The sequence below is a fragment of the uncultured Microbulbifer sp. genome (assembly GCF_947489355.1).
Classification (GTDB): Bacteria; Pseudomonadota; Gammaproteobacteria; order Pseudomonadales; family Cellvibrionaceae; genus Microbulbifer.
In genome coordinates this window covers 1-10,573 of sequence record NZ_CANLDD010000081.1, presented here as the reverse complement: position 1 = coordinate 10,573, position 10,573 = coordinate 1, and the positions used below count along the sequence as shown (strand labels likewise).

General features: G+C 47.2%; 11 protein-coding genes and 1 pseudogene. 2 read left to right on the top strand and 10 right to left on the bottom strand.

The genetic code is table 11. The annotated features are described in order from the left end of the window. The 10 genes and pseudogenes from Q1A48_RS19530 to Q1A48_RS19485 all read right to left on the bottom strand — a co-directional run. Positions 1–606, bottom strand: a pseudogene (locus Q1A48_RS19530) (transposase); the annotation flags it as partial. A gap of 97 nt (positions 607–703) precedes the next feature. Then, entirely contained in the window at positions 704–865 is a 162-nt protein-coding gene (locus tag Q1A48_RS19525; protein ID WP_299948285.1) for a hypothetical protein, read from the bottom strand. An 86-nt stretch (positions 866–951) separates the two neighbouring features. Continuing rightward, positions 952–1,440: a hypothetical protein gene (locus Q1A48_RS19520; protein WP_299948283.1), complete on the bottom strand. Its 489-nt coding sequence runs from the start codon at positions 1,438–1,440 to the stop codon at positions 952–954. Then, a complete protein-coding gene (locus tag Q1A48_RS19515; protein ID WP_299948281.1) occupies positions 1,418–2,164 on the bottom strand; it encodes an IS4 family transposase in 747 nt (248 codons plus the stop codon). The genes Q1A48_RS19520 and Q1A48_RS19515 overlap by 23 nt, the downstream gene beginning before the upstream one ends. Continuing rightward, positions 2,095–2,790, bottom strand: coding sequence for a transposase DNA-binding-containing protein (locus Q1A48_RS19510; protein ID WP_299948279.1), 696 nt, complete (start codon positions 2,788–2,790; stop codon positions 2,095–2,097). Before Q1A48_RS19510 ends, Q1A48_RS19515 begins: the two co-directional genes overlap by 70 nt. A 138-nt stretch (positions 2,791–2,928) precedes the next feature. Continuing rightward, positions 2,929–3,306, bottom strand: coding sequence for a hypothetical protein (locus tag Q1A48_RS19505; RefSeq protein WP_299948277.1), 378 nt, complete (start codon positions 3,304–3,306; stop codon positions 2,929–2,931). A gap of 92 nt (positions 3,307–3,398) precedes the next feature. Beyond that, positions 3,399–3,764, bottom strand: a complete 366-nt coding sequence (locus Q1A48_RS19500; protein WP_299948275.1) for a hypothetical protein — start codon at positions 3,762–3,764, stop codon at positions 3,399–3,401. A gap of 138 nt (positions 3,765–3,902) precedes the next feature. Beyond that, positions 3,903–4,295, bottom strand: coding sequence for a nuclear transport factor 2 family protein (locus Q1A48_RS19495; protein WP_299948273.1), 393 nt, complete (start codon positions 4,293–4,295; stop codon positions 3,903–3,905). 551 nt (positions 4,296–4,846) lie between these two features. Next, the gene (locus tag Q1A48_RS19490) at positions 4,847–5,092 is read right to left on the bottom strand and encodes a hypothetical protein (RefSeq protein WP_299948271.1); all 246 of its coding nucleotides are present in this window, start codon (positions 5,090–5,092) and stop codon (positions 4,847–4,849) included. 1,009 nt (positions 5,093–6,101) lie between these two features. Continuing rightward, on the bottom strand, positions 6,102–6,311 hold the full coding sequence (locus tag Q1A48_RS19485; RefSeq protein ID WP_299948269.1) for a hypothetical protein: 210 nt from the start codon (positions 6,309–6,311) through the stop codon (positions 6,102–6,104). A 255-nt stretch (positions 6,312–6,566) separates the two neighbouring features. On the opposite strand from Q1A48_RS19485, the gene Q1A48_RS19480 reads away from it, so the two are divergent. Then, positions 6,567–9,161, top strand: coding sequence for a hypothetical protein (locus Q1A48_RS19480; protein ID WP_299948267.1), 2,595 nt, complete (start codon positions 6,567–6,569; stop codon positions 9,159–9,161). Positions 9,162–9,837: 676 nt separating this feature from the next. Continuing rightward, entirely contained in the window at positions 9,838–10,449 is a 612-nt protein-coding gene (locus Q1A48_RS19475) for a phosphoribosylanthranilate isomerase (RefSeq protein WP_299948265.1), read from the top strand. Positions 10,450–10,573 lie beyond the last annotated feature (124 nt).

The window sequence follows — 10,573 nt, the reverse complement described above, 5'->3', positions numbered from 1 at the left end:
ACTAGCGCCGTATCTGGTGATAGCGACAACGCCCAGCCAACGGGCTTGCGCGCGAACAGGTCCAGAACCACCGCCAGGTAAGCCCAGCGAGTGCCTGTCCAGATGTACGTGATGTCGCCAGTCCAGGCTGTATCCGGTTCTTGAATGTCGAATTTCCGGTCCAGCAGGTTCGGGATATCGAAATGGGGCTGCTCTGCCTTCTTATACGCATGCGAAGGAACCTGGGTGCTTTCCAGCCCCAGCAGCTTCATCCTGCGGCCAGCACGGTATCGGCTGAGAGGTGTTCCACTTTGCGTCACTATCTTGGCAATGGACCGGGCTCCCGCTGAAGAGAGCTGTAGCCTTTTTTAAGATTTCTTTCTCCTCTTCGACACGTCTGAGCTTGCGCTCTAGTTCCTGTATGCGTTGCTGCTCCGGCGTCAGGGCGCTTCCTTTGGGTGTTTTACCACCTCGCTCTAAGCGGAGTCTCCGCACCCATGACTCTATGGTAGATTTACTGACGCCCATGGCTTCGCACGCGGCCTTTACCGTGTACCCCTGGTCAACAACTAGCTGAGCCGCCTCCAGTTTGAACTCTGGGCTAAATTTTCTTTTTGTGCTGGTCATTTATTCACCTGATCTTCGTTGCGAGTGATGTTATCACCCAAAGTCAGATGGCCAAATTTACTATGCCACTACAAACTGTCAGATCAAGTCTGAACTACTACACCATAGATGTGTTTGGAGGCATTACGACTGGGAGCGCGAAATCCCAAGCACCATTAAAGTCTTTACGGCGAAATACTTTTTGGATTTGTATTGTTCCGATTCCATCATGGCTATTTTCGGCAATCTCTTTTTCACAATTTAGAAAATTTCTAATCATTCTCTACTACGACTCCTGATGATTCATAACGCCGCGAGCATGGGCGCAGCTTTAGCTGCGTTCAATGCCTTGCTTTGTTATGTGATTTACTCACCTATTACCACCTGCTTAGCAATTACAAAATTGTCAGCACCGCTTGGAACTAACAGCGTTTGAAGCTCCGTAAAGTGACCGTAGGAAATTTCCGTACTTTCACCCTTGCCGCCAGTAACCCATGTACCCGAATCAAAATTATATTTCACAACAACGCTAAAGGACTGATCGTTTTTGCACGTAATACTAATAGGGTATTTGTGCTGTTCACTACCACCAAAACCACTATATTCGAGCTCGATACCCGAACTTGTAACTTCCCAACCCTCAAGGCTATTAGGGCAATCTCTGTTTTCAGAAATGTACTCATTCAATGTTGCAGCTACTTTCAATGCAGCAACATTGGCTAAAACCATGGCATCTTGGTATTTCTTGCTACCACAAGAAACTAGGAAGGCGAGCCCTAAAAGGATCACTAAATTTGATTTCATGCGCATCACATAACGTCCCGTCTGTGTTTTATAAACATCTTTTAATCTCATTTAAAGCTTCAGCAGCCTCAATATAGTGAACCAATTTAGTGTATCCCTGCCAAACCGTTTTAACCCCTGGCTCACCATCCCCCTTGCGCCCTAGAAAACCTCCTAAACCTGCCAGCATGCGGGTTATTTTTCTCACACTTGGGGGCACATCTGGTGGAATAGTTTTATCTCGCATCATCCTTATCATACGCCATCCTTTTTTAGAATATACGCTGGTAGACGGTGTGTCAGGAAGTCTTCTTGCGCGTGTAGTAATCGAATGAAACCGCCATCCAGTAATCATATAGATTGCAATGCAATTCAGCATCCGCTGTTCTGTCCTAAAACGATTGCTTTCTATCTGGCATCCACCTTTCATTACACGAAAATAGGTTTCAATTTCCCACCGATTCCGATACCACTCAATGATTTTTCTTGCTTGCTCAAAATTTTCGATTACCAGATCAGTCAACAGCATCCATTCAATGCCTTTCTCACCCTCTGGTGGATTCGATTCTTTAGCAAAAACCGCATACAGAGAAATAGGGCGTTTGGATTTACCGTTACCCAGCAATCGTATCTCAGAAGTAGAGACGCTGACTGTAGCCTTCCTCCCCAGATCTCCATTTCGCTTGGGGATATCTACATTGTATTTACCAACAATTTGCTGCTCGCTCATATAATTCCAAAGCAGGGCTGTTTCCTCTCCATCGACCTCCAAGGTACGATTTGCCTTGGCTCGCACGATCTAACTCGCACGTCGCTGTTCACTTTGATCTTCTGCCAGTTGAAACCACTCATGAATACACCTTCTCTATCCGCGATGCTCACTACTGTAGTTTCAGGGCAGCGCTCTTGTATCCGGCAGGCAGACTCGTAGTGATCGAGCCTGCATTGACTCTCTTTATCTTTGGTTGACTTTGTATAGCGGGAATTGGTACTTGACTCTTTATCTCGCTGCCACATACTACCCTCGACAATGCCCAAATTAACTCTCGATGGTGTTATGACGATAGAGGTGTGTAATAGCTGCTGGTTGGTCTCTTTTCGTCTAAGAGTCCCCATCTCTTTACTTTCTAAGTCTGTGGCAAATTTTAAGAAAGTAGTATCCTGAGGAATAAGCACAGCGGGCTGCGCTTTTATTCTCTCAATAGTCGCTGATTTATGATCGCTCATAATGGAGTCAAATTTGACTTTTTCATTTTCAATAAAACGATAGGTTCCAAATGTTTCTGTCCAAGTCTTGTTTGCACAGGGAATGCTATTCTTTGGGTCGGAACTTAAATTGCTGAGAATATTGGACAAACGCTTATTCAATCGAGCATCACCCATAACTTGATGTTCCACTTCATCCGTGACCCAGTTATGCATAATAATTCAGTCAACCATGTGGTTCTTATTAAGTGAAAACTGTAACTTATTGATTAAGAAGATAAAACTGAAAAACTTGTGTGTAAAACTTAGCGCCAAACTCAGTGGGTTTGGGTAAGCTGTCGCTTTTTGTTAGTATCATAGTGGGTTGATTTGCACCACCGTTACATATGCCACTCGACCACCACACCACCATGTTCCTTCACTTCCGACTCTTAACCTAGTGTGATGATATTCTCGGCGCTCGGGATCTACTACCCACATGTTGGCAAAACCTCTTCTGGGTATGCTGCCCGGAGTCATATCGGTTATGACTTTACCATCTATATCGAGAATTTCGGGCCAAATCATGTGGATACCTTCAACCTGGGGGTCATCTCCTTGGTAAAGGAAGTCCACTCTCATTCCCTGGCCGGGCTTAGCATTTTTGATTTCATCGGCTAAGTCGATCTCATACTTAACAATGAAGTCTGGTAGCCTTTCTGCTCTTTCTTCGTATGGTTGATACGTTTCCATAATAAAATGCTAGACAAGCTTTGGGGCGTCCGAAACGCAGTGTAGGCTGCCCCAGCCGCGATAGCGGCGACAACAGCGCCTGTTATGCGTGGCTACCATCGAGCCCCTTTCTTTTGTACGGAGCACACTGAGGTCAGTAAAATTTTCTCTACTGCACCGTCAACATCTTCGGTCGCTCCGAATCGCCATTTTTTGAAGCTTTTAACGATTGCTGGCCTTAACGCTTCAGGGCCAGATTTTACAACTACGTTTCTAGGCTGGCCCATTCTTAGTGAGAAGCGCACCATAAATGACGCACCGTCACATAGCTTATGATGCTCTCCACTAACCTCTGGAGAAACCATGACATGTATAGTGCCTTGTGGAGGGCAATAATCATGCTCACTACAAGGGTCAATCGCCTCTGCAAAACCAGTCACGAGAAATAGTAAAACAAATAGTATCTGCTTAATCTTCATGACGCATAACGCCGCGCATAAAGCGCCCAAAGTTGGCCGTCGGCCTGCAGCGCATTGTTATGTGCATTATTCGCTGTACTTGCGGATCATGGAAACCTTGCCATTTTCAAGCTCTAAGACTTCCAACACTGTATGCTGTCAGGATGCTGGCTCGCCCTGTGGATTCACATAGGTAGCCTCTGCACCGTACTTTATGACAATTGCGTTAACCCCATATGTGATATCCAAAAGCTTGGCTTTGTACGTTTTGTGGCCACCCAAGTAATGTAACATTCCCTTGCGCATCTTAGCTTTTCCTTCCGGATCTCGATAATCTTCTGGATCATAAGGAAAATGCTGATGACCGACGTTATCGGCGAGCAATGAAAGATAATTTTCAATATCTTCGTTCGTTGCATCTGGACTTTGAGTAGTAGTCCATACTTCAAAGTACTCATTAGCGAATTCTTCATAATCAAACTTTGCATCGTTCGATGAGGCGAATGAAATTTGGGAAGCCAAGAGCAGCAATGCCGAAATCAGTATTCTCATAGTTTTCATCTGTTGGTTCGTGAGTACATATCATTTATATACTGATCACCATAACCAGTATTTATGGACAAATTTCGTGCCAACCTCTCAAAAAATCACTACAAATCAATCAGATACAGAATGTTAGCACTAAAGTCCCATATGGAAAAACGATCATCTTGACCAGTATCCCAAAAATGAACAATGAATGTAAGCCGTTGGATTTATTCACACTCTAGGAGAAACTACCCTCGTCTCAAAAATAACGGTCACGGTGACCGAATTTCCGGTTCGCATCTGGTCATATTGCCTGTAACACGGCACCACTATCCAGATAGGCGTATCGCCAGAGCGTTCTCCCTCTCGCCTATTGACACATCTTTCCGGTACAGCCACGGCAGCGCCGCCTGCAGCGATCGAGCCTTGCGCATCTGCGGCGGCACCCGTGCGGAGCAGAAGAGTACTGGCTTGCCGTCTTGACTGCGCTTACCTCCCCATAGTGACCGTACAAGAAGGTAAGCGTTTGCGGTACTGTTCCGGGCTGCACAGGCTTTCGAGGTGCTTGCCTAGCGCTACGTCTTTGTATTGGGGCGGTGCTTGAATGGCCTGAGGATGGCTGGGGGCTGATCGGTTGGGTCCTCCTCCAGCGCCCAGGCTTCTTCCAACAGTTGCAGTAAACGCACGGCCCGTATCACCCGGTTACCCTTGCCGGGCGCAATGTGCAGGTCCACAACCTTATCCCTGATGGCGACCGGCGTGATAATAAAATACCCACCCAGGTGCAACGGCTGAAACAATCGACAGGGTAATATAGGCATCTTTATAGGCTCCTTGAGTCACCTGTGGCGGAAAGGTGCAGAAAAAGCATATCGCTTTGCGCGGTTTCTCTCGCCGCAGGTGCGATCCTTGTGGGGAAAAGAAAAGGGAAACTTGCAGAAAGGGTGCGCAGCCAGAGAGGCGGTGCGCGGCTGAAGTAAAAGACCACACCAATCATCACGCAACCCCACAGCACACTCCGCCGCCGGGGGCGAAAGTGACTCGAAAAGCTCGCCTTCAGGGAGACGTTTATTGAAGACGAACGAGTGTATGGCGTATCATTCAAGACAGCCTCGCTAGATATCTTAGTTATCTATTGGGGTTAGCCATCTCTCGGTGTTCCAGCACTGGGAGGTGGCGTTTTTCTCTTATTTACGCGGTCATGATGCGGTCCTTCTTTTTTGGTTTATTTGTGTATGGATTACCTGCGAGCGCCCCCGTTATCGGGCGCCTCGCGGGGAGAATGATGATTGTTGCGGTATTGGTTATCTATTTATTATTCTTTACTTGCGCCATTAAGGCGGCTGGGCGCTAGGGTAGCAGACTCACGGTATTCTCTTTTTGGAAGGAATTCAACCGGGTTGAAGCTTTAGGCGACGCCAAGTTGCGCTTCCCACCGGCTGCGTAGCCATTTGCGGTACACCGGGGCATCAGTAATCTGTTTCCTGGGCATTGAGGGCTGGTTTCTGCATGGGGGATAGGGAGAGGAATTTCGCCCTCCGAATGGCGTGATTGAATCAACCGTCGTAAGTAGATCCGCAGGTACGGTGATGCGGGGAGGGCGGGCAAGAAACCAACTTTTAGCGCATGAAAGCCTCAGGCGTTTCACTGCAAGCATACGTGCGGCACTGGATATCTATTGCTTGGAAGGGCACTTTTGGATCAATAATTGCCAATTTGCCTGCCTGTTTCTGATACCTGGCAGGTTCATACGACCCAATATCCGTACTGCCAGAATCGGTATTGCCTGTGACGGCGGCAGGCCTTGGTATTCCGGCTGGTTGCGGCTATTCAATACCGCTTGCCGTTCCCCGGCACTGAGTGGGTTTCCTGGATTCGCAACCGGGCTGCGCGCTTGCGCTGGTCGACCAGGCGCTCTTTCTGTAGTTCTTTGTGCCAGCGTTGCAGTGTTCGTACACGGTTAGCCAGTATGGTGCGGGCCTGGTGATGGGCGGCTCCTGGGATCATTGCTTTTTCAAACAAGTCGATGCCATTTTCCATGATTCTGCTATTAGCGGCGGCTTTTGCTCATACCTTAAAACCATTGCGATGAATATCGAGTGATCGACAGATTTATCCTTGAAAGCAAATGTGATTGAAGTTTACCCCCAAGGGGTAAAGCAATGATGGGCAGCTTGAAAAACTGCCATAACTATTCTGAGACTCGATGGGCATTTGTGATGATCGGCATTCTTTATACTTTACGGGCAGGGCTTAAGGGTGAACCTGCTGTAAAAGTACAAAGGATCTAGACAGATGAAATATTTAATACCGTCTTGCCTGGTAGGGCTTACGCTGCTGCCAGGTATCGCTTTTTCCGCTGAGCAATGGCAGAGTAAAAGTTATTCAGGAGGCGATCAAGTTTGCCTCGATGGTAACTTATACAAGGCTAAATGGTGGGCCAGTGCCTCAAAAAAACCTTCGCCAGGTGCTCCAACATCGGCAGCCGCTGCGAACTGGGGTCAAGAGCCATGGTTACTGCTTGAATTAAATGCCGCGCAATGTGGTGGCGATACTACTACCAATACAGCACCTGTTGTAGTATTGGATTCACAAAAAATAGTGCAATCACCGGCAGTAGTCACCCTGGACGCCAGTGGCTCTTATGATGAACAGTCTGATGGCTTGACCTATCAATGGAGTCAAACGCAAGGTAGTAAATTACCTTTAAGCAATGCTACCCAAGCCAAGGCAATTGTTGAGCTGCCAGTATTATCCGAAGATACTGCTTTTTTATTTGAAGTGGCTGTTTCTGATGGCGTATTCACTTCAACAAAAATAATCACCATTCATGCCAAGGCATCTGAAGCTGATAATCAGGCACCTATAGCCGATGCAGGGGGTGATTTTACCGTTCAGTTGCCCCAGCAAACCATCGAGCTAAATGCATCGGCTTCCAGTGACGTAAATGGCGATAGCTTAACGTATCAATGGGTACAGATTTCAGGGCCTCAAGTTGTACTGCACAATGACAAGACAATGCTCTCATATTTTTCAGCGCCGACATTAAAAGTCGATACTGAGTATACCTTTGAGGTCAGGGTAAGTGATGGTGCAGAGACAGTGTCAGACCGTGTGGTTGTCACAGTTAAATCTGAAGTGATGGGTGGTAACAGCGTTTATCAATATAAGATAGGCCAAATAAATACGGCAGACACACTAGAAGAAGATACCGTGTTTGCTGTTGAGGTTAAAAATTCTACAAACCTGCTTGTCTTTGAATGCAGTATTCCAACAAGTTGGTTACGAAATTACCAGTGGCCTTACCAGTTGGGACAATGTGTTAATGAAGTAACGGATATTGTCAAGATCGGCGAAAAAAATGCAGGTACAAAGGAAATTATCCTTCTACAGTCTAGTTACAGAAACCACATTTGGGCAAAAGAGACCGGCACAGAATTCAGTTATCACATAAAACAGTCAGATACTGGACAAGTTGAAACTGTCGAATACCGAGAGAATAGGGTAATTGAAGTTGATTTGTACAAAACAGAGGCTGAGCAAATACAGAATGAACCATTAAATTTAAATCGTATAGCTGAGATTAATAAGCCTGATAAAGTGGATTTAACCCATATCACGATTGCAGGCGACACGTTGACCAATAACACACCTTATGTGTTAAATGAATTGAAGTTGTTGTTGAACAATACGGTTGTCAAGGTGACATTGGAGCCCTCACTGCCGGCGTATTCACAGGCATCCATTGCGACTGAGTGGAGAGGCGCTGAAGTTGTTAACGGTGAAACAATCTCCAACTCCATCATTAACTATAAAGCGCAAAGAGTGCATGATCAGACTGCAAACTCGCGTTATGCAAATAACATAGACCGGTCGAACGCTGAAAAGGCACAAATCTACGATCGTTTTATGATGAATTCACCGGAAACGTTACAGGAAGTAACGGAACATCTCAAGACGATTTGCGATGACAATACGGTTTGTAAAAATTATGGTGATACTGTTGAAAACTATGCAGTAGATACCTACTTTGCAAAATCGGTATCTGCATTAAACACAGATTTATGGATTGATAACGATGTATGGGGCCTGGGCACACTGCCGGCATTGAGCTTTTTTGCAACAGCGATGTCAGAGAACAGGCATGTTGTCTGGATGCACCCAGCGTTGATGGGTTATATGGCAACGGGTACCTATACCAAGCAGATAGAAGGCTGGCAAGCATTAATCCACGAATATTATCATAATCATGGATTTGGCCATGAAGGTGGTTGGGCGTCAGCAAATGGCATTGATGATTTGTTCGGTAAAAAAGTCGTCGATGATTATTTGATCAATATAGGCACTCAATATATTTCATCAGATATTGCTGTAACGGAGAGCTACGATAAAAACAATGATGAATATATTTTTGATATTTACGGCGATAATACCGATGCTGATGGTTTAAGTTTAAGACTTTTATCGACGGCTGACTTGCATGTTGAAGTGACTCAGAATAATACCAATCAAATAAGGGTAAAATTCTTAGAAACGCCAATGGCTGGTGTCTATGTTTCTTTCTTTACCGATGATTCACGGCAAATGGCAACCGTTGCGTTTGATTTCACAGTTGAAGTCAATACAAAGTTAGCATTAGGTAAATTCAATGAAAATATTGCAGGGTTATTATCGGAGTACGATATTGTTTACGTCAGTACAGCAGATGGTGCCTGGGCTGGAGAGTTTTCTTTACCAAGTGGCAATATCCGAAAGGGAAAGTTAATCAATTTTAACCATAAGGCGACCTATTCATCTTCTATTTATCACGATGGGCTTCGAGAGATGATAAAAAAAGGGGAAGAGCGAACCTATGAGTTTAATGGAGCACATTGGGAGGCCATATATTAGTGTGCTGGGTCTCTGCTGCAACGTTGACTAAATAATCGGGTGTGTTGACAATATCCGCACCCGTGAAGTGGGTATTGTCAATAGGTCACTTAATTTTTAGTCCTTAGAAAAATCTGTGGGTCTGAGCCCCTCTCCTTTCGGGCTTGCCCCCCCCTGATGGGTGGTAGGCGGTTAATGTCCACCCACCTGCGAGAGGGGGTTGGCCCGCTATAAGGCAGTCTAGGACTCCTCGACGTAAGCGCCTGTGTTCCTCCTAGACTGAAGATTTTGGCAGAAAATCACAAAGTGTATCTATTGGCGTGTTTCAGGTAAGGCCTTTTTGGGTAAAAGCGGTCTACCAGGCAGCGGTCCAATAGATGCAGCTAAAGGCTATCTTGAATCAAAGTCACAGGCTTAAGCCCTTCGTGCACTGCAGGGTACGTTTTGTGGAGAGTGATGTTGGCCCTGCGCAATTTGGGCTTGATATCGCCCCCTGTTAAGAACGTCAAGCCCATCTGCTCCGGTTGTCAGAGGCCGGGAGGTCTATGATCAGCAAGGAGTGAGGCGTGGGGGCAGGGGGTGAAGGAGGGCAGAACCAAAGCGCCTGTCCAAGACCCCGTTTAAGGCCCTGTACCAATCTGCTAGTATCCCGAATCCCCCATTTCTGTTGGCCGCTCGAATGGCTTCAGGTTAAACGATGCAAGTAAAGATTTGCGGCATTACCCGTGTTGACGATGCCCTTGGAGCTGTTGATGCTGGCGCGGATGCGCTGGGTCTGGTGTTCTACAAGGCGAGCCCGCGCTATATTGGCCTTCAGGCCGCTGCCGCCATCGCCGCTGCGGTGCCTCCCTTCGTTACCCTCACCGGCCTGTTTGTGGATGCCGCCCAGAGCGAGGTGGATCAAGCGCTGGAATGTGTACCTCTTAACCTCTTGCAGTTCCATGGCGAGGAAGGCGCGCGCTATTGTGAGCAGTTTCGACGGCCTTATATTAAGGCCTTGCGTATGAGAGAGGATTTGGAGATATCCGCAACAATGGCACAGCACCCCAACGCACGGGGTTTCCTGTTGGACGCCTATCGCTCGGGCGTTCCCGGAGGCACCGGAGAGACCTTTGACTGGGACAGGGTACCCCAAAACAGCGGCTGCCCGATTGTCCTTGCCGGTGGCCTGAAGGCGGAGAATGTCGCTGCGGCAATCGCTGCTGCCCGCCCCCAGGGGGTGGATGTCAGCGGTGGGGTAGAGCAGTCGCCAGGCCTTAAAGACCCGCGCAAAGTCACTGCATTTATCCGTGCAGCGAAGGGCCACTAGGCCGGTAAAACAGCGATGAGCGGCACTGGACAGTGCCGCCGGCAGCAGCCGGCGCGAGGCTGAAAAGGCCAGCAGATCCACGTATCTGCGCCAGTCTTTACAGGCGACATTCAAACAGTTCAGG

Excerpts from the sequence above, each read along its gene's own strand:
- Q1A48_RS19525 (WP_299948285.1), bottom strand. The coding sequence starts at position 865 with ATGATTAGAAATTTTCTAAATTGTGAAAAAGAGATTGCCGAAAATAGC.
- Q1A48_RS19520 (WP_299948283.1), bottom strand. The coding sequence starts at position 1,440 with ATGAGATTAAAAGATGTTTATAAAACACAGACGGGACGTTATGTGATG.
- Q1A48_RS19510 (WP_299948279.1), bottom strand. The coding sequence starts at position 2,790 with ATGCATAACTGGGTCACGGATGAAGTGGAACATCAAGTTATGGGTGAT.
- Q1A48_RS19505 (WP_299948277.1), bottom strand. The coding sequence starts at position 3,306 with ATGGAAACGTATCAACCATACGAAGAAAGAGCAGAAAGGCTACCAGAC.
- Q1A48_RS19500 (WP_299948275.1), bottom strand. The coding sequence starts at position 3,764 with ATGAAGATTAAGCAGATACTATTTGTTTTACTATTTCTCGTGACTGGT.
- Q1A48_RS19495 (WP_299948273.1), bottom strand. The coding sequence starts at position 4,295 with ATGAGAATACTGATTTCGGCATTGCTGCTCTTGGCTTCCCAAATTTCA.
- Q1A48_RS19490 (WP_299948271.1), bottom strand. The coding sequence starts at position 5,092 with ATGCCTATATTACCCTGTCGATTGTTTCAGCCGTTGCACCTGGGTGGG.
- Q1A48_RS19485 (WP_299948269.1), bottom strand. The coding sequence starts at position 6,311 with ATGGAAAATGGCATCGACTTGTTTGAAAAAGCAATGATCCCAGGAGCC.
- Q1A48_RS19480 (WP_299948267.1), top strand. The coding sequence starts at position 6,567 with ATGAAATATTTAATACCGTCTTGCCTGGTAGGGCTTACGCTGCTGCCA.
- Q1A48_RS19475 (WP_299948265.1), top strand. The coding sequence starts at position 9,838 with ATGCAAGTAAAGATTTGCGGCATTACCCGTGTTGACGATGCCCTTGGA.